Source organism: Pontimicrobium sp. IMCC45349 (assembly GCF_047219225.1).
Taxonomy (GTDB): domain Bacteria; phylum Bacteroidota; class Bacteroidia; order Flavobacteriales; family Flavobacteriaceae; genus IMCC45349.
Genome location: NZ_CP178208.1, coordinates 2,060,831 through 2,079,882, shown reverse-complemented (window position 1 = coordinate 2,079,882; position 19,052 = coordinate 2,060,831). Strand labels below are relative to the sequence as shown.

The window sequence follows — 19,052 nt, the reverse complement described above, 5'->3', positions numbered from 1 at the left end:
ATAAAGATAAATATTGTAAATTTCACAGACAATAAAATTACATCTAATGAAATCGTTATTTGATAAAGAAACGCAGAAAGAAGTTTTAAATAGATTAGAATTGCTTAACGAAAATTCTAAGGCAAATTGGGGAACAATGAATATTGACCAAATGCTAAAACATTGCCAAGGACCTCTAGAGGTTGCTATTGGTAAAAAAGAACTAAATGCTAAAATTGGTTTCATGAAAAAATTACTTTTTAAAGCATTTAAACCAACCATGTATAATGACAAGTTATGGAATAAAGGTATTCCAACAGCAAGAGATTATGTTGCTTCTGGTAATTATGACTTTAATCAAGAAAAACAACAATTACAAGAAGTAATTAATGAGTTTAGTGCCTTAAACAATAAAACTAGTTGGCCAAAGCATCCATTTTTTGGAAGCTTTACAACCGAACAATGGGGAAAAGCACAATACAAACACTTAGACCATCATTTTAGACAATTTGGAGTATAGATATGTATCCACCAAAACATCATCAAGACGATAACAAACAACACATGCTTGAGGTAATAAAAAATTATCCTCTTGCAACCGTTATTTCAACACATAACAACCAACCATATATTACACATATACCTTTAGTTTATAGTAACGGAATTTTAGTTGGACATATAGATAAGTTTAACCCTCAAGCCAAACTATTAAGGGATAATAATAAGGTAACACTTATTTTTTCTGGACCAAACTGCTATATATCACCAAGTGTATATACAACTACGCAGTTACCAACCTGGAACTATATAAAGGTGCACCTAAAAGGCACTGTAAAAGCTATTGAAAGTAAAGATGCTTTAAAAAAATCGTTAATTGACATGACTGAATTTTTAGAAGCACCAGACCACAAGTACGTATTAGAAGCTAATAATAAACGTATGGAAGCAGCGTTGGATTATATTGAAATGTTTGAGATAACTATAACCCAATGGGAAGGCAAGTTTAAACTCTCGCAAGACAAAAAAACGGCTGATACCAATAATGCTAAAAACGAGTTAATACGTGCTAATCAAGAAAGTATTGAAACCTTTTTAGATACTATTTTTGTTACTAAATAGAGTAAATAACATAAATTTATAGATTATTTATAATAAAAACATATTCCTAAGGAGTATATACATATGTTTGGATTATTTAAAACAAAATTTGACATAATTTTTAATCAAAAAACTAAAGAGCAATTCAATCTTCTTCTAACTGAGATTCATGAAATTTTACGCGACTCAGCTTATTTAGCTCAAGCCAAATGGATAATTCTAATTTTATCTAGTGTTCAAAAAGAAGATTCTAAGAAATTTCAACAAAGAGTCATTTCTGCTGAATTACTTGGTGGTGCTGGTTCGATAGTTGACGTTTGGCTTGAAGACGAAGAAAAGATGAAAAGATTGAATTGTTTATTAAATGCCTTCTTTGAATTAACTATAAAATCAGGACTGAATCATAGAGTTATTAAATCAAGAATGATTAAAAAATAGATTAATAGAAAATTGCTTGTAAATGACTTGGACAACTACAATAGAGGAAATATCAAATAATGTATATCAGCTTAAAATGATTCACATATCAGGAGTTAGTATTGAAAAAACGGGTACTGATATTGAAAATATGAAAAAAGAGGCACATTTGGATTCTATTAAAATTGAAAAAGAGATTAATTAAAAAATTAAAATTTAAACTAGAATATTATTACTTATATTTTAAGCATAAAAATCAATAAACATTTAAACCTTCATATTAATTTACAGTCTAAAAATTCAGAATTAAAAAAACTAGAAATGCCAAATTCAAAATCATTAGTAAATTATAACATCAATATAAAAGTTAAACTAGCATCGCTTTGGACCACATTAATGTTTCTCTATATATACGCCGACTATTTTAGATTAATGACTCCAGAGAAATTAGAAAAAATCATGAAGCTTCAAACACCAATGGGAGCGACAACACCTAAGCTTTTAGTTATTTTTTCTACAATTTTAATTATTCCTGCTTTAATGATATTTCTCTCTGTGTTTTTAAAGCCTCAACTAAACAAGTGGCTAAATATTATTATTGCTTTTCTATATGCTTGTATTTCTATTTTAATAATCGTTTCTAGTTTTGGAAATGAATGGCAATTATTTTTTGTAATCTTCAATATTATTGAACTTGTTGTTTTTATTATAATTATGTTCCAAGCTTGGAAGTGGCCAAGAGTTGACATCTAAATGTTATCTGTAACTATAGTAATATAAGTACTATTCACTATATTACAGTAACTTTAATTTAAACAATACTATGAGTACTTCAGATAAAGTTTATCCTCCTGTAGGCTTTTATTTTCAAGTAACAATAGAAAATGAAACTTACAGCTTTAAAGAAGTTTCTGGAATCTCTTCAGAGGTGTCAACAGAAGAAATTACTGAAGGTGGTGAAAACCGATTTAAGTACAAAGTTCCGACACATGTTAAATATTCTAATTTAGAATTAAAAAGAGGAATTATTAGGAATAATTCTAAACTCAAATCTTGGGTTACCAAAACATTAGAAGTAGGTTTATCTAGCACTATAACACCAAAAACAATTGTAGTTTCTCTATTAAATGAAGAAGGTTCTATAGTTATGTCTTGGACTTTTGTTAATGCATGGCCAGTAAGCTGGAATGTTTCATCATTAAATAGCATGACAAATGAGACTTTAATAGAATCATTAAGCTTCTCTTATAATTATTTTACAACTAAAATTATTCAATGAATTCGCACATCCTTTTCAAATTTACTGCTTCATCGAACCTACAAAATTGGGAAATTGTAGACGATATAGTAATGGGAGGAAAATCTTCAAGCACAATTAGTACAAACGCTGAAGGTTTTGGTGTGTTTAAAGGCAATGTCTCATTAAAAAACAATGGAGGTTTCTCTTTGGTACGTTATCAATTTGAAACGATTGCAGTTGCCAACTACTCAAAAGTTGTAATTAAACTGCGTGGTGATAGTAAAAGCTATCAATTTAGACTTAAAGCTAATCGTAAAGATTATTTTAATTACATCTATAATTTTGAGACTTCTGGTAATTGGCAAGAAATAGTAATTTCTTTAAAAGATATGCACCCTATGTTTAGAGGAAAACCATTAGACAAACCAAATTTTACTGAAAACTATATTGAAACTTTAGGTTTTTTAATAGCTAATAAAAAAGCTGAAAACTTTAACCTTGAAATTGATACTATTGAATTGAGGTAATTACTAACTAATCAATCCTTTTACCTCTTCAAAATCCAACCCTCCATAGTTCCCAGAACTCATTAATAGCAAGGCTTTATCATTAAAGTTTTGAGAAAATAAATAGTCTTTAAATTCTTGCGGATTTGTATAAATAATTAAATCGTCTCGTTCAAATGCATTAGCTATTTGCTCATGTGTAACTGCTTCTAACTTTTTTATCTCCACAGCATGAGGCGAGTAAAATACTACTGCAACATCTGCTGCATCAAGTGCGCCTTTGTATTCTTTTAAAAACTCTGCATTTAAGCTACTATAGGTATGCAACTCCAAACAAGCTACCAATGTTCTGTCCTTATATTGCTCTTTTACAGCAGTTGTAGTAGCTTTTACTTTACTTGGTGAGTGTGCAAAATCTTTATATGCAACACTAGTATTACTTTCGGTAATTTTTTCTAAACGTTTACTAGCGCCTTTAAATGTGGAAATAGCCTCGTAAAAATCGTCTTCATCAATTCCCATGTGTTGACATATCCATTTAGCGCCTGCTAAATTATTTAAATTGTGTTTTCCAAACACTTCAATTGGCATAGGACCATCAGGTGTTTCTAACATAGTCTCACCATCTTCAATAGCATACTCTGGTGTTTCGTAAGGGAATTTACGTATTGGATTTTCGGATGCTTCAACAACTTGTTTTACTGCATCGTCTTCAATATTATAAGTAATACTACCTCCATTTGTAATATTATCTACAAAAATGGAGAACTGCTCCACATAATTATCAAAAGTTGGAAATACATTTATATGGTCCCAAGCAATACCACTTAGTAAAGCAATATTTGGTTGGTACAAGTGAAATTTAGGACGTCTATCAATTGGAGAGCTTAAATACTCATCGCCTTCAAGCACAATAAAATCGTTCTCTTCGGTTAGTTTCACCATCACATCAAAACCTTCTAATTGAGCTCCTACCATATAATCTACCTCTACATCATGGTAATGCATTACATGTAAAATCATAGAAGTTATAGTTGTTTTTCCATGACTTCCACCAATAACAACTCTTGTTTTATGTTTGGATTGTTCGTACAAAAACTCTGGATAGCTATAAATTTTCAATCCCAATTCTTGAGCTTTTAGCAATTCTGGATTATCTGCCTTAGCATGCATACCTAATACAATAGCATCTAAATTAGATGTGATTTTTTCTGGAAACCATCCAAAAGATTCTGGTAATAATCCTTTGGCCTCTAATCGAGATTTTGAAGGGTCAAAAATGGTATCGTCACTTCCAGTAACTTTATACCCTTTATTATGTAATGCAATGGCAAGGTTATGCATTGCAGCACCACCAATAGCTATAAAATGTACGTTCATAGTTTACTTAAAATAGAAAGTAAATATAAGTATTGCTAATGTATTTTTAAGCTTTTTAGAGTTTTAAAATCTTTTCTTTTTCCTCTAATGCTTGGGTGAAATTTGCGCGCGTTGCTATAGCTTTATCAATCCAACTTAAAGCTTCAGTTTTATTTATTCTATTCTTATAAATTTGAGCTAATCTAAAGTAAGCCCATTCTATTGGCACACCATCTTTAGCAGTATGATTTTTAATAAACTCTTTTAAACATCGTTCGCCTTTTTCCAACTGAATATTATAATCAGCACATACTTTTCCTATCTGATAGTGCAATGCATTTCTGTTGTGTTTTTCGAAAGCAGCTTCAATATTAGCAACTGCCTTGTGAGGTTGTTTATTATTTTCGTATAAATCTGTTAGTTTTTGAAAACAGGTTAAAGAACCTCCTACTTTTATTGCCTTTTTAAAATACGATTCTGCTAACTCTGGTTCGTCATCATATTCGTATATATAACCCTTAGCTAAATAACCATCAACCAAAGATAATTGCTCTAACTCATCAGCATATTTTAAAGATTTCTTTTTACTGCCTCCAACAATTCCAGGAAGTTGCATATACAATTCCACTAAGGCCCAACGTGCATCAATATGTTCAGGATCTAACTCAGCTGCAGTTAAAAAAGCAGTTTTCACATCTCCAATTATACCCAAAGCTTTTAATTTAGAAACACTTAATGCTTTCATTCCTAAAGCACCTCCATATTTATAATGGTAGTTCGCATTTGTATTATCATAATCGACTAACTTTTTATAATACACAATAGCATCATCCCATTTTTTTTGGTAACCATAAGCATCACCCAATAGTTCAAGCCCTTTTATATCACTAGGATTGGAAGCAACATAAGTTTCCATTAATGCTTGTGCTTTAACATACGACTTGCTTTCAAACAACGTATTTACCTCAACAAAAAGGGACTGACTAAAAGCCATTATTGGACATAATAAAAAGAAAAATAACTGCCTCATAAACACTAGGTCGAAAACACAAAAGTAAGCTTTCATTTTTTAAACATTAAATAGATAATTCATCTTGTTTATTATTCAATTTCACTCTAAAAATATGTACATTCACTAACCCAAGATAATATATTACTCATTTAGTATTTTTTGGAATGGCTTTTGAATGTATTATTACAGCTAAATATAAAATCAATGAAAAATTACATTGCTATACTAATGATTGTTTTATTCTCTAACCTCTCTCATGCTCAAAATGATAGTTTTAATAAACTATGGAAAGACGTGACTGATTTTGAAAATGAAGGTTTACCAAAATCGGCTTTAAAAGTTGTTGAGGATATTGCAGCTTTAGCCCAAAAAGAATATAATAACAATCAAATAATTAAATCGCTTATTTATAAAAGCAAATATGCTTTAACTCTTGAGGAAGATGCACAATTAAAAGTTATTAGTGACTTTAAAACCCAAATTAAAAATAGTGAATTTCCTACTACTAATATTTTAGAAAACCTATTAGCTAACCTTTATTGGCAATATTTTGATAATAACAGATATAGATTTTACAATCGTACAAAAACGGAAGCTATAGTAGATGAAACCGATTTTAGAACTTGGGATTTACAAACATTATTTAATGAAATTCATAAGCATTATCAAAACTCATTACAAAATGGTTTACTACTTCAACTAGAAGATTTAAAACATTACGACACCTTATTAATTACTGCTGCCGATTCAAAAAAATACAGACCTACACTTTTTGATTTTTTAGCACATAACGCACTTAAATTTTATAAAACATCCGAAAACAGCATTACAAATCCTTCATATAAATTTGAGATTGACAATGCCAACTATATTGGAGATGCAACAACTTTTTCCACATTAAATATTACGTCTAAAGATACTACATCACTGCAATTAAATGCTTTAAAAATATACCAAGATTTAATTCAATTTCACCTAAAATATAGAACTCCTTATGCGCTTACAGAAGTAAACCTAGAACGTTTAAAATTTGTAAAGCAACATGCTACTTTTAATAATAAAGAAACACTTTATTTAGAAACTCTTGAAAAAGAAAAAAACAAGTTAACCAACCATGAAACTTCTGGTTTATACACTTTTGAAATCGCCACTTTACACTATCAAAAAGGCAATACTTATAATGCAATAACTAATACCCAACATAGATGGAAAACTAAAGAGGCTTTAAACTTATGTAAGGCAACTATGTTTACTTTTCCAGATAGCAGAGCTGCCAAAAAATGTCAAGATTTACAACAAACTATTTTACGTAACTCTTTAAACATAAAAGCTGAAAATTACGTACCTCTTAACCTAAACGCTAAAGTATTAGTTAACTACAAAAACTTAAATAACCTTGAGTTTATTATCTATCATATTTCTGAAAAACAAATCAATCGTCTTTACCAATTGTATGATAATGATGATAAGCTTAAATACATTAAAAAGCTAAAGGTTTATACAAAATGGAATCAAAGCCTTAGAAACGAAGAAGACTACCAACAACACAGTACTGAAGTTATTATTCCTAAACTTGATAATGGTCAATATCTAATTGTAGCTCAAAAAGATAATTTTAAAACATATGCTTTTAGCAGCATTCAATCTACAGATTATGCCTTAATAGAAAAGAAAAGTGATGATATAATCACTTACCAAGTTATTAATAGAAATAATGGTGCTCCAATAACTAATGCTTCTATAAATCTATCGTATCAAAAAAATTATAAAGACAATTATAAAAGCGTTAAAAAAACGACTGATGCTAATGGTGAATTTGTATTTCATAAAAAGTCTGACAGATGGACAAACATTAAAGTAGTTGTTTCAAAAAATAATCAAAAAGCAAATTTTGGAGGTTATTACATTGATAAGCTAAGGAAAAAACAAGAAGAAGAAAAAACGAAACTACATGGTTTTATTTTTACAGATCGTAGTATTTACAGACCTGGACAAACGGTTTATTACAAAGGCATTATAATGAAAACCGAAGATAATGTCTCTTCTGTTATTGCTAACGAACCAACTATCGCTATTTTATATGATGCTAATCGTCAAGAGGTTGCTAGACATGAAGCAGTAACCAATGAATTTGGTTCAGTTACTGCTGAATTTATATTACCAAAAAATGGTATTACTGGTGGTTATAGAATGACTTTTCACGGACAAAAAGAAGCTAACAGATTAGCTGTATATAGTTATTTTGATGTAGAAGAATACAAACGTCCTAAGTTTGAAGCTAAGTTCAATCCAATTACCGAAAGTTTTAAAGTAAACGATAGTGTTAAAATAAAAGGTAATGCCATTGCATTTGCTGGCAGTAATATTACAAATGCACAAGTAGTATATCGAGTGCATCGTAAAGTTCAATACCCAAATTGGTTTTACAGGTACAATCCTTGGCATAGAAACGAAGCTCAAGAAATAACACATGGAAAAACAACAACCAATGAAAAAGGTGAATTCAGCATTACATTTAAAGCCTTACCTGACAATAGTGTAGACAAGAAAAACTTACCAATTTTTCAATATGAAATAACTGCTGATGTCACAGATATTAATGGCGAAACTAGAAGTGAAACTACTATTGTAAATGTTGGTTACCATAGCCTAACAGCATCTATTAGTTTAGATTCAAAACTGGACAAAGATTCTAAAAAACATGAACTTACTATTAATACCAATAATTTAAATGGTGAGTTTGTACCAGCAAAAGGATACATTAAAATATATAAACTTAAAGCACCTGATAATGTATTACGTCCAAGACCATGGTCTGCTCCAGATTACAAAACATTATCCAAAACAGAGTTCCATAAATTGTTTCCTAACGAAGCTTACGACAACGAAAGTAGTAGTGAGTTTTGGGATAAAGGGAAATTAGTTTTCACAGAGTCTTTTGACACCGAAAAGTCTAAAACAACAAAACTAGGGAACATTAAAAAATGGAAATCTGGTGCCTATATTATTGAGTTAGAAACTAAAGATAAATTTGGTCAAGTTGTAAAAGCAGAATCAAAGACAACAGTTTATAGTGCTAAAGATAAAACCTTAACCGATAAACAACTCTTTAATATTAATACTAGCAAAACGAGTTACCAGCCTAATGACACAGTCGAATTAACTTTAGCATCTGCTGCTAGTAACCTAACTGTTTATGTTGAAGTAGAAAAAAACCATAACATAATTAGTAAGCATAAAGTTGTTTTAAACAACAATAAACAAACCTTAAAAATTCCTGTAACTAAGGATGATTTAGGAGGTTTTGTAATACATTATTCATATGCTGCTTTCAATAGCTTTGAAGCATCTTCTATAACTGTAAATGTACCTTATCCAAAAACTGATTTAGATATTGAAACCACAACATTTAGAGATAAGTTACAACCTGGAACTAGCGAAACATGGAGCTTTAAAATAAAAGGCTCTAAAGGCGACCAAGTAAGTGCTGAATTATTAGCAAGTATGTACGATGCCTCGTTAGATGAGTTTAAACCACATCAATGGCATTTTAATACAAATACATTACCAACGTATTATTCTCAGTACTATACAAACCCATCCAATAGTTTTAGAACTAATAATTTTAGAGTACACAACCCTTATAAACGACAAGCAATTTCGCGTCAAGAATACGATCAAACCAATTGGTTTGGACTCTATTTTTATAACAGCCAAATCATGATTCGTGAAATGACAACAGATATGTTTATAGAAGATGATGCCGAATTAGAAGAAGTCATAATAACTGCTTTTGGAGAAAAAAAGAGAGATGAATTAACATCTGCTGTACGCGTTGTAGAAATAGATGAAATGCTTCAAGGTACAGCTCCAGGAGTTAATGTTGTAGGAGGAAATGGCAAATCTGGTCAAAGTGCTTTTGTAAAAGTAAGTGGTGTTGGATCTATTAATAAATCTAGCGCACCTTTATATATAGTTAATGGTGAAATTAGAGATAACATATTAGACATTGAACCTAATAGTATTGAAAGCATAAAAATACTAAAAGACCCTAAAGAGCTAGCTGTTTATGGAGAAAAAGGAGTTAATGGAGTTGTTATAATCACAACAAAAGACAACGTAAGTTTCAACAACATTCAAGTTCGTAAAAACCTACAAGAAACAGCCTACTTTTTGCCACAATTGCAAACAGATGCCAATGGTAATGTAAGTTTTAATTTTACAACACCTGAAGCTTTAACCAAATGGAAAGTACAATTAGCTGCGCATACTAAAACCATGGAGAGTAGCTTAAAAACTTTGGAAACCGTAACCCAAAAAGAGTTAATGGTTATCCCAAATGCACCTCGTTTTTTACGTGAAGGCGACCAAATTACTATTAGTACCAAAATTGCAAACCTAACAGATAAAGAACTGTCTGGTCATGTAAAATTAGAACTAACAGATGCTTTAACAGGAAACGATATTACTAATAAGCTTATCAATTCAAACACAGTCGAGAACAGTATAACACAAAACTTTACTGTAAATACCAAAGGTAATACAGAGGCTTCTTGGTCGTTAAACATTCCATTTGATGTACAAGCAGTTCAATATAAAGTACTAGCTACTACTGGCGATTTTAGTGATGGCGAACAAAGTGCAATACCCGTTTTAAGTAACCGCATGTTAGTAACCGAAACCTTACCAATGTGGATTCGTAGTAATGAAACCAAAACGTTTACACTAGACAAGCTTAAAAACACATCCTCTACAACTTTAAAACATCATAATTTAAGTTTAGAAATTACAAGCAATCCATCTTGGTATGCTGTACAAGCATTACCATATTTAATGGAATATCCTTACGAGTGTAATGAGCAAACTTTTTCTCGCTATTATGCCAATGCATTAGCAAGTCATATTGCTAATAGTAACCCTAGAATTCAAGAGGTTTTTAACCAATGGAAAAATTCTGAAGCGCTTATTAGTAACCTTGAAAAAAATCAGGAGTTAAAGTCATTACTTATTCAAGAAACACCTTGGCTTCGTGATGCGCAAAGTGAAACAGAACAAAAGAAACGTATCGCTTTATTATTCGATTTAAATAAAATGAATAATGAACTTGGAACTGCAAGACAAAAACTAAAGCGTAATCAAAATAGTTCGGGAGCTTGGTCTTGGTTTAATGGTGGTCGTGATAACCGTTATATCACACAACATATGATTACTGGTTTTGGTCATTTAAAACAATTAGGTGTAGCCATTCCGCAAGAAGAACACACCATGACCATAAATGCTATTAGGTATTTAGACCAAGCATTTATTAAAGAATATAAAGATTTAAAAAAATACAATAAAAACATTGATTTAAGCAAAGATCATTTAAGCTATACCCAACTACACTATTTATATATGCGTAGTTTTTATAAAGAGTATAGACAACCAAAAGAAGCTATAGAAATAACTGAGTACTACCATGATCAAATCAAGAAGTATTGGTTAAAACGCTCGTTATACGCTAAAGGTTTGATGGCTTTAATTGTTCATAGAATGGATGATAGTATAACAGCTAATAAAATTTTAAAGTCGTTAAAAGAAAACAGTATTACTAGTGACGAATTAGGTATGTACTGGAAAGAAAATAGCAACTCTTGGTATTGGTATCAAGCACCTATTGAAACCCAAGCTTTACTTATTGAAGCTTTTGCTGAAATTGAAAGTGATATTACAACTATTGACAACCTAAAAATATGGTTACTTAAAAACAAACAAACTAACAGATGGAAAACTACCAAAGCAACTACCGAAGCTGTTTATGCACTTCTTTTACAAGGCAGCGACTGGTTAAGTGTAACTGAAATGGTTGATGTAGAAATTGGTAATAAAAAAATAGAACCTTCTAAACTAGAAACTGTAAAAGTGGAAGCAGGCACAGGCTACTATAAAACATCTTGGTCTGCAAATGAAATCACACCTGAATTAGCAGAAGTTAAACTCACAAAAAAAGGAGCAGGTATTGCTTGGGGAAGTTTATACTGGCAATACTTTGAAGATTTAGATAAAATCACCTCTTCTGAAACACCTTTGCAGTTAAAGAAAAAACTATTCTTAAAACAGAATACTGATTTAGGTGAAGAATTATCAGAAATTACAAGTGATACTCCCTTAAAAGTTGGTGACTTAGTTAGAGTTCGAATAGAACTACGTAGCGATAGAGCTATGGAATTTGTTCATATGAAAGATATGAGAGCTGCTGGATTAGAACCAGTAAACGTTTTATCGAAATATAAATGGCAAGATGGTTTAGGCTATTACGAAAGCACAAAAGATGCAGCTACAAATTTCTTCTTCGATTATTTACCAAAAGGTGTGTATGTTTTTGAATACGACTTAAGAGTAAATAATTCAGGAAATATGAGTAATGGCATCACTACTATACAAAGCATGTATGCTCCTGAATTTAGCAGTCATAGCGAAGGCGTAAAAATTAAAGTGGATTAATTCAAAACGCACTTGTTCATTTAATAAGTGCGTTTTTTATTTCTTTTCAGGTGGAAAACCAGCTAAAACTTTAGCAACAATTGCCGAAAATCTTTCTTCTTTTTTTTCTGGTTTTACTTTTGGGTTATAGTTACTTTCAGAAACTGCTTGCCAAAACAAACCTATGCCATCTTCGTCAATAAAATCAAATACTATTTGACGATTAACATTTGCTTGTCCAATAGGCAAACCTATTGAAATACCTCCACCAACATTTCCCCCTGTACCTCCTACTCCTACTCCAACTGAGCCGTTTTGAGATTGGTAAAATTCCCTACTGGTAATATTGATAAAGAAATCTGGTGTGCTTGACAATGTATAACCTTTAGCTATCATTGCTTTATCTAAAACATCTAGTAAACGATTACTATCTAATTCATTTAACCCTGTTTCAATATCCGAATAGTAATTATAGGTTTTATACTGCGTAAAATCGTGTTGCTTTTCGTAGTCAAAATTCACATAAATTGGGGCACAAGAAGTCACCAAAAAGCAAAAAAGTAAAACTCTAATTAATTTCATAGCATGTAATTTTCTATAAAATTAATCAAAAAATAATCTAATAAATATTTAGTTTATGCATTTAACATCTGCCACAACTTATCTTTTAGTTGTGTAATACCTTGTTGTGCAACCGATGACAAGAACATATAATCTATAGGCAAGTTATTATCTAGTTCTACTTTAAGCTCAGCCTTTAACTCATCATCTAACATATCACTTTTAGAAATAGCAATAAAACGTTCCTTATCTAACATTTCTGGGTTGTAACGTCTTAACTCATCTAGCAAAATATCATATTGCTTATGGATATCGTCTGCATCAGCAGGAATCATAAACAGTAAAATAGAGTTACGTTCAATATGTCTTAAAAAGTAATGTCCTAAACCTTTACCTTCGGCAGCTCCTTCAATAATTCCAGGTATATCTGCCATTACAAAAGTTTGGTAATCGCGATACTCAACAATACCTAAATTAGGTTTTAAAGTTGTAAACTCGTAATCGGCAATTTTTGGTTTTGCAGACGTAATAACAGAAAGTAACGTTGACTTTCCTGCATTAGGAAATCCAACCAAACCAACATCTGCAAGTACTTTAAGTTCTAAAGTAACACGTTTTTCTTCAAGTGGAATTCCTGGTTGCGCATATCTTGGTGTTTGATTAGTTGCGCTTTTAAAGTGCCAATTACCTCGACCTCCTTTTCCTCCTTGGCAAAGAATTACTTCTTCTTGATCTGAAGTAATTTCAAAAAGAATTTCATCAGTTTCAGTATCTCTTACAACAGTTCCTAATGGTACATCTACGTACACATCTGCGCCATCAGCTCCAGTACTTCTAGCACTACTCCCATGACTACCATGCTCTGCTCTAAAGTGCTTTTTAAACTTTAAATGATAAAGTGTCCAAAGGTTTTCTTTTCCTCTTATAATAATATGACCTCCGCGTCCACCATCACCTCCATCTGGACCACCTTTAGCATTGTACTTCTCACGATGTAAATGCACAGAGCCTTTACCTCCATTTCCAGAGGCTGCATAAATTTTTACGTAATCTACAAAATTCCCTTCAGTCATATCTTTATATTAAGATTCCTGCAAAAGCAGGAATCTTATTCTTTTTTTAAATATTAAAGTTTCTTATAATGAATCAATAACAGCGCTTAAACGTACCGTTATTTCTTCAATAGAACCTACACCATCTACTCCATAATATTTATCTTGAGCAGAATAATAATCTTTTAATATAGCTGTCTTACTGTAATACTCAGTAATTCTATTTCTAATTATACTTTCGTCGGCATCATCAGCACGACCACTTGTTTTTCCTCTTTCTAATAGACGTCCAACTAATACTTCATCGTCAACCTCTAATGCAATCATAGCATTAATTTGAGAATCTTTAGAGTCCATTAATTTATCTAAAGCTTCTGCTTGAGCATTTGTTCTTGGAAATCCATCAAAAATAAACCCATTACAACCAGCATTCTTTTCTACTTCAGCATTTAACATGTCAATAGTTACTTGGTCTGGAACTAATTCACCCTTATCCATATAAGACTTGGCTAATGTACCTAAAGCAGTTTCATTTTTAATATTATATCTAAATACATCTCCTGTAGAAATATGTACTAGATTATATTTTTGCTTTAAAAATTCTGCTTGTGTTCCTTTACCTGCACCTGGAGGTCCAAATAATACTAAATTTGTCATGTGTTGTGTTGTTTTTAATTGGTATACTTCAGGTAAATCCCTTCCTAAGCCATCATAATCTAAGCCATAGCCTACTATGAATTTTTTAGGAATTTCAATACCTATATAATGTAGTTTGTAATCTTTTTTATAAGCCTCAGGCTTGTAAAACATGGTGGCTATAATAAGCTCTTTTACAGATTCATTTTTAAAAATCCTATGCACTTCATCCATTGTATTTCCCGAATCTATAATATCCTCAAGAATTACCACTGTTCTTCCAGATAAATCTTGAGTTAAACCAATTAATCGTTGAATATCTTCGGTAGACTTAACGCCTTCGTAAGAAGCCAATTTAATAAATGTAACTTCGCATGGTTTTGGATACTTTTTCACAAAATCGCTTACAAACATAAACGACCCATTTAAAATACCTACAAATACTGGAATCTCATCGCCTAAATCTTTGGCAATTTCTTGTGCCATACGTTCAACTGTATCCTCAATTTTTTGAGCAGAAATAAATGGCTTAAAATATAAATCGTGAAGCTTTATCACCTTGTCTGTTTTTGAAAGATGCAAAGATAATCAATTGATTAACGTTTTACTTGTTTTGCCTTACGTTTTTAGCTTATAATATCATATTTAAATGTATTTTTGCATAAATCTGATTATAAAACAGTGAATTTTAAAGAATGAACTACTTTTCTTCTAACTTTAAACTAGGTATTCTTGGTGGTGGTCAACTAGGAAAAATGCTACTTTATAACACAAGAAAATTTGATATTTACACTTGTGTTTTAGACCCTAGTAATGAAGCACCAAGTAAAATTGCTTGTGATGAATTTTATCAAGGCGATTTAATGGATTACGAAACCGTTTATAATTTTGGTAAAAAGGTGAACACCTTAACTATTGAAATTGAAAACGTAAATATTGAAGCTTTAAAAGCTTTAGAGAAAGAAGGTATAAATGTATATCCTTCAGCTAAAACACTTGAATCTATTCAAAATAAGGCTAAGCAGAAGTTATTTTATGTTGATCATAATTTACCAACTTCCAACTTTTCTAGATATGCCTATAAGGATGAAATTTTAACTGCCATTAAACATGAAACATTAGATTTTCCTTTTGTTTGGAAAAGTGCTCAATTTGGTTATGATGGTAATGGTGTAAAGATTGTACGCTCACATTCCGATTTAGACGACCTACCTAACGTAGAGTGTATTACTGAAGAGTTAGTTCCTTTTAAAAATGAATTAGCAGTAATTGTAGCAAGAAACGTTAAAGGGCATGTCAAAGTTTTTCCTGTAGTAGAAATGGAATTTCACCCTGAAGCTAACCAAGTTGAATATGTAATTTGTCCCGCAAGAATTTCAGAAGAAGTAGCTAAAAAAGCAGAATTTATTGCTTTAAAAACATCCGCAGCTTTTGAACATGTAGGCTTATTAGCTGTAGAAATGTTTCAAACTCAAGATGATGAAATTCTAATAAACGAAGTTGCTCCTAGACCTCATAATTCTGGTCATCAAACTATAGAAGCAAACTACACATCACAATTTGAACAGCATATTAGAGCAATTTTAGATTTACCACTTGGTAGTACAGCCAATAAAGTTGGTGGTATTATGGTAAATTTAGTTGGCGCTGAAGGTCATACTGGAGAAGTTTTTTATGAAAACATAGAAACCATTATGGAAATGGATGGTGTTACACCTCATATTTATGGAAAAAAACAAACGAGACCATTTCGAAAAATGGGGCATGTTACTATTGTTCATGAAGATATAAATGAAGCAAGGAAAATTGCTCAAGAAGTAAAACAAAAAATAAAAGTGATAAGCAAATAATTATGGCACAAGTAGGAATAATTATGGGAAGTACAAGTGATCTTCCTGTTATGCAAGAAGCAATAGATATATTAAAAGGTTTTGACATTGAAGTTGAAGTAGATATTGTATCTGCACATCGTACACCAGAAAAACTTTTTGACTATAGCCAAAATGCACATAAAAGAGGCCTTAAAGTAATAATCGCAGGTGCTGGTGGTGCAGCCCACTTACCAGGAATGGTTGCTTCATTATCTCCACTTCCTGTAATTGGTGTTCCTGTAAAATCAAGAAACTCAATTGATGGTTGGGACTCTGTACTATCTATTTTGCAAATGCCTGGTGGTGTTCCTGTGGCAACTGTAGCCTTAGATGGTGCTAAAAATGCAGGTATTCTTGCAGCACAAATTATTGGTGCATCTGACAAGTGTGTACTTGATAAAGTTGTTGTTTTTAAAGAAGGCTTAAAAGCAAAAGTTATTGAAGGCGCTAAGTCTATAAAAAAATAAAACCTCGAAAAAAATCCGAGGTTTTAAAATTGCTATTAATCAACCATTTTTTAAGAGCAAAATGCTCCATGAAAAATTCTGGGCGAAAGTAATTAAAAATAACAAATAAACAAGCTTTTGTTAATTAAAAATAACAAAATCAGATAGTTAGAAAGAAAAGACTTACGGCTAAAAAAAAGTTGTAATCTTTACTTTAATAAAAAAATCAAAAAAAAACCTACATCCTAAAAATGAGTGTCTTAAACCAAAAGTTTTCAACGTCTTATAACACTGCTCCATTTTCAAAAATTAACAATGAAGATTTTCTTCCTGCATTTAAATTAGCAATTGAAAAGGCTAGAAAAGAAATTGACAAAATTGCTAATAATACAGAAATTGCAACTTTTAAAAATACCATTGAAGCATTAGATTACTCTGGACAAGAATTAGATAGAATTTCGAGTATATTCTTTAATTTAAATTCTGCAGAAACTAATGATGAAATACAAAAAATAGCTCAAGAAGTATCTCCATTACTTTCTGAATTTGGAAATGACATTACACTTAACGAAACATTATTTAAAAGAATTAAATCGGTATACAATTCAAAAGACACTTTAACCTTAACCGAAGAACAAAAAACACTTTTAGATAAACGTTATAAAAGCTTTTCAAGAAATGGTGCTAACTTACTTGAAGACAAAAAAGAGCAATTAAGATCTATTGATAAACAATCAAGTAAGCTTAAACTTAAGTTTGGTGAAAATATTCTAGCCGAAACCAATAAGTTTGAAATGCTTATTGCAAACGAAAATGATTTATCTGGATTACCAGAAGGCGCAAAAGAAGCTGCAAAACAATTAGCAGAAAGTAAAAATAAAGAAGGTTGGATGATTACTTTAGATTATCCAAGTTATATACCATTTATGACTTATGCTGATAATCGTGAACTTCGTAAAGAATTATCATTAGCATTTGGCAGCAAAGGTTTTAAAAATGATGAATTAGACAACCAAGATATAGTACTTAAAATTGCTAATCTTCGTCACCAACGTGCTCAATTACTTGGATATGATACTCATGCAGATTTTGTACTTGAAGAACGTATGGCTAAATCTCCTCAAAACGTTGATAAATTTTTAAATGAATTATTAGAAAAAGCGAAACCTGCTGCTGAAAAAGAATTTAAAAATCTCCAAGAATTTGCAAAAGAACTAGATGGTATTGAAGAACTTCAAAAATGGGATTCTGCTTACTACGCAGAAAAATTAAAACAGAAATTATTCAGTCTTGACGATGAACAGTTAAAACCTTATTTCAAGCTAGAGAATGTTATTGATGGTGCTTTTACAGTTGCTAATAAATTGTTTGATTTAAACTTTGAAGAAATTGACACCATTGATAAATATCATGAAGATGTGTTAACTTACAAAGTTACAAACAATGATGGTGATTTAATATCCATTTTTTATGCTGATTTCTTTCCAAGAGCTGGAAAACGTAATGGAGCGTGGATGACTTCGTTTAAATCGCAATATGTTGAAAACGGAAATCAAGAACGTCCTCATGTATCTATAGTTTGTAACTTTACAAAGCCTACAAAAAGTAAACCTTCACTCCTAACTTTTAATGAAGTAACTACTTTATTTCATGAGTTTGGACATGCTTTACATGGAATGTTAGCCAATACAACATATCCTAGTTTATCTGGAACTAGTGTATTTTGGGATTTTGTAGAATTACCAAGTCAGGTTATGGAAAATTGGTGTTACGAAAAAGAAGCATTAGAGCTGTTTGCTAGACACTACGAAACAAACGAAGTAATACCAATGGAATTAATCGATAAGATTAAAGCTTCTGCAACATTTCATGAAGGTATGCAAACCTTACGTCAGTTAAGTTTTGGATTGTTAGACATGTCATGGCATGGTCAAGATCCATCAAACATAACCAATGTTAAAGAACAAGAAACAAAGGCTTTTGGTGCAACTCAATTATATCCTGGAGTAAAAGATAACTGTATGAGTACTGCATTTGCACATATTTTTCAAGGAGGTTATTCATCTGGATATTATAGCTACAAATGGGCAGAAGTTTTAGATGCTGATGCTTTTGAGTATTTTAAAGAACATGGCATATTTAATAAAGATATTGCCACTAAATTTAAAGACAATGTTTTAAGTAAAGGTGGTACTGAAGATCCAATGACATTATACAAACGTTTTAGAGGTCAAAAACCTAAACCAGAAGCGCTTTTAAGACGTGCTGGATTAATATAATTATACGCACATAAACTTATAAACCATTAACATTTAGTTGATGGTTTTTTTTTGCACCAAATACAAAAATAATAGTTAAACTTTTTAAAAAGATAGTAATACTATTATATTTGCAATCGAAAAAAAAATTGAAA

At 31.1% G+C, this 19,052-nt stretch carries 15 protein-coding genes; 10 read left to right on the top strand and 5 right to left on the bottom strand.

Translation table 11 applies throughout. The features are described 5' to 3' along the window. Positions 1–46: 46 nt before the first annotated feature. From ACLII3_RS09650 to ACLII3_RS09625, 6 genes are all read left to right on the top strand, one after another. Positions 47–499: a DUF1569 domain-containing protein gene (locus tag ACLII3_RS09650; protein WP_412984025.1), complete on the top strand. Its 453-nt coding sequence runs from the start codon at positions 47–49 to the stop codon at positions 497–499. Positions 500–501: 2 nt separating this feature from the next. Continuing rightward, positions 502–1,098, top strand: coding sequence for an FMN-binding negative transcriptional regulator (locus ACLII3_RS09645; protein ID WP_412984024.1), 597 nt, complete (start codon positions 502–504; stop codon positions 1,096–1,098). Between the two features lie 63 nt (positions 1,099–1,161). Continuing rightward, positions 1,162–1,515, top strand: coding sequence for a hypothetical protein (locus ACLII3_RS09640; RefSeq protein ID WP_412984023.1), 354 nt, complete (start codon positions 1,162–1,164; stop codon positions 1,513–1,515). A gap of 300 nt (positions 1,516–1,815) precedes the next feature. Next, positions 1,816–2,247: a DUF6326 family protein gene (locus tag ACLII3_RS09635; protein ID WP_412984022.1), complete on the top strand. Its 432-nt coding sequence runs from the start codon at positions 1,816–1,818 to the stop codon at positions 2,245–2,247. Between the two features lie 70 nt (positions 2,248–2,317). Then, positions 2,318–2,773, top strand: a complete 456-nt coding sequence (locus ACLII3_RS09630; RefSeq protein ID WP_412984021.1) for a phage tail protein — start codon at positions 2,318–2,320, stop codon at positions 2,771–2,773. Next, on the top strand, positions 2,770–3,261 hold the full coding sequence (locus ACLII3_RS09625; RefSeq protein WP_412984020.1) for a CIA30 family protein: 492 nt from the start codon (positions 2,770–2,772) through the stop codon (positions 3,259–3,261). Before ACLII3_RS09630 ends, ACLII3_RS09625 begins: the two co-directional genes overlap by 4 nt. Positions 3,262–3,264: 3 nt before the next feature. On the opposite strand, the gene ACLII3_RS09620 is transcribed toward ACLII3_RS09625, so the two are convergent. After that, positions 3,265–4,620, bottom strand: a complete 1,356-nt coding sequence (locus ACLII3_RS09620; RefSeq protein WP_412984019.1) for a UDP-N-acetylmuramate--L-alanine ligase — start codon at positions 4,618–4,620, stop codon at positions 3,265–3,267. A gap of 55 nt (positions 4,621–4,675) precedes the next feature. Then, positions 4,676–5,629 carry a tetratricopeptide repeat protein gene (locus ACLII3_RS09615; RefSeq protein ID WP_412984018.1) on the bottom strand — a complete coding sequence of 318 codons (954 nt, stop codon included), beginning with the start codon at positions 5,627–5,629 and terminating at the stop codon, positions 4,676–4,678. A 186-nt stretch (positions 5,630–5,815) separates the two neighbouring features. On the opposite strand from ACLII3_RS09615, the gene ACLII3_RS09610 reads away from it, so the two are divergent. Then, the gene (locus tag ACLII3_RS09610) at positions 5,816–12,094 is read left to right on the top strand and encodes an MG2 domain-containing protein (protein WP_412984017.1); all 6,279 of its coding nucleotides are present in this window, start codon (positions 5,816–5,818) and stop codon (positions 12,092–12,094) included. Between the two features lie 36 nt (positions 12,095–12,130). On the opposite strand, the gene ACLII3_RS09605 is transcribed toward ACLII3_RS09610, so the two are convergent. The 3 genes from ACLII3_RS09605 to ACLII3_RS09595 all read right to left on the bottom strand — a co-directional run bounded on the left by ACLII3_RS09605 (position 12,131) and on the right by ACLII3_RS09595 (position 14,880). After that, the gene (locus ACLII3_RS09605; RefSeq protein ID WP_412984016.1) at positions 12,131–12,655 is read right to left on the bottom strand and encodes a DUF4136 domain-containing protein; all 525 of its coding nucleotides are present in this window, start codon (positions 12,653–12,655) and stop codon (positions 12,131–12,133) included. Positions 12,656–12,708: 53 nt separating this feature from the next. Further along, positions 12,709–13,707, bottom strand: a complete 999-nt coding sequence (gene obgE / locus ACLII3_RS09600; protein WP_412984015.1) for a GTPase ObgE — start codon at positions 13,705–13,707, stop codon at positions 12,709–12,711. 63 nt (positions 13,708–13,770) lie between these two features. Next, positions 13,771–14,880 carry an adenylate kinase gene (locus ACLII3_RS09595; RefSeq protein WP_412984014.1) on the bottom strand — a complete coding sequence of 370 codons (1,110 nt, stop codon included), beginning with the start codon at positions 14,878–14,880 and terminating at the stop codon, positions 13,771–13,773. Positions 14,881–15,017: 137 nt separating this feature from the next. Between ACLII3_RS09595 and ACLII3_RS09590 the strand changes: the two genes are divergently transcribed. From ACLII3_RS09590 to ACLII3_RS09580, 3 genes are all read left to right on the top strand, one after another. Further along, positions 15,018–16,172, top strand: a complete 1,155-nt coding sequence (locus tag ACLII3_RS09590) for a 5-(carboxyamino)imidazole ribonucleotide synthase (protein WP_412984013.1) — start codon at positions 15,018–15,020, stop codon at positions 16,170–16,172. A 2-nt stretch (positions 16,173–16,174) separates the two neighbouring features. Beyond that, the gene (gene purE / locus ACLII3_RS09585; protein WP_412984012.1) at positions 16,175–16,660 is read left to right on the top strand and encodes a 5-(carboxyamino)imidazole ribonucleotide mutase; all 486 of its coding nucleotides are present in this window, start codon (positions 16,175–16,177) and stop codon (positions 16,658–16,660) included. Positions 16,661–16,890: 230 nt separating this feature from the next. Further along, positions 16,891–18,918 carry a M3 family metallopeptidase gene (locus ACLII3_RS09580; RefSeq protein WP_412984011.1) on the top strand — a complete coding sequence of 676 codons (2,028 nt, stop codon included), beginning with the start codon at positions 16,891–16,893 and terminating at the stop codon, positions 18,916–18,918. The last annotated feature ends 134 nt before the right edge of the window (positions 18,919–19,052 follow it).

What these genes read in the sequence shown, in the direction of transcription:
- ACLII3_RS09650 (WP_412984025.1), top strand. Translation starts at nt 47, where the DNA reads ATGAAATCGTTATTTGATAAAGAAACGCAGAAAGAAGTTTTAAATAGA.
- ACLII3_RS09645 (WP_412984024.1), top strand. Translation starts at nt 502, where the DNA reads ATGTATCCACCAAAACATCATCAAGACGATAACAAACAACACATGCTT.
- ACLII3_RS09640 (WP_412984023.1), top strand. Translation starts at nt 1,162, where the DNA reads ATGTTTGGATTATTTAAAACAAAATTTGACATAATTTTTAATCAAAAA.
- ACLII3_RS09635 (WP_412984022.1), top strand. Translation starts at nt 1,816, where the DNA reads ATGCCAAATTCAAAATCATTAGTAAATTATAACATCAATATAAAAGTT.
- ACLII3_RS09630 (WP_412984021.1), top strand. Translation starts at nt 2,318, where the DNA reads ATGAGTACTTCAGATAAAGTTTATCCTCCTGTAGGCTTTTATTTTCAA.
- ACLII3_RS09625 (WP_412984020.1), top strand. Translation starts at nt 2,770, where the DNA reads ATGAATTCGCACATCCTTTTCAAATTTACTGCTTCATCGAACCTACAA.
- ACLII3_RS09620 (WP_412984019.1), bottom strand. Translation starts at nt 4,620, where the DNA reads ATGAACGTACATTTTATAGCTATTGGTGGTGCTGCAATGCATAACCTT.
- ACLII3_RS09615 (WP_412984018.1), bottom strand. Translation starts at nt 5,629, where the DNA reads ATGAGGCAGTTATTTTTCTTTTTATTATGTCCAATAATGGCTTTTAGT.
- ACLII3_RS09610 (WP_412984017.1), top strand. Translation starts at nt 5,816, where the DNA reads ATGAAAAATTACATTGCTATACTAATGATTGTTTTATTCTCTAACCTC.
- ACLII3_RS09605 (WP_412984016.1), bottom strand. Translation starts at nt 12,655, where the DNA reads ATGAAATTAATTAGAGTTTTACTTTTTTGCTTTTTGGTGACTTCTTGT.
- obgE (WP_412984015.1), bottom strand. Translation starts at nt 13,707, where the DNA reads ATGACTGAAGGGAATTTTGTAGATTACGTAAAAATTTATGCAGCCTCT.
- ACLII3_RS09590 (WP_412984013.1), top strand. Translation starts at nt 15,018, where the DNA reads ATGAACTACTTTTCTTCTAACTTTAAACTAGGTATTCTTGGTGGTGGT.
- purE (WP_412984012.1), top strand. Translation starts at nt 16,175, where the DNA reads ATGGCACAAGTAGGAATAATTATGGGAAGTACAAGTGATCTTCCTGTT.
- ACLII3_RS09580 (WP_412984011.1), top strand. Translation starts at nt 16,891, where the DNA reads ATGAGTGTCTTAAACCAAAAGTTTTCAACGTCTTATAACACTGCTCCA.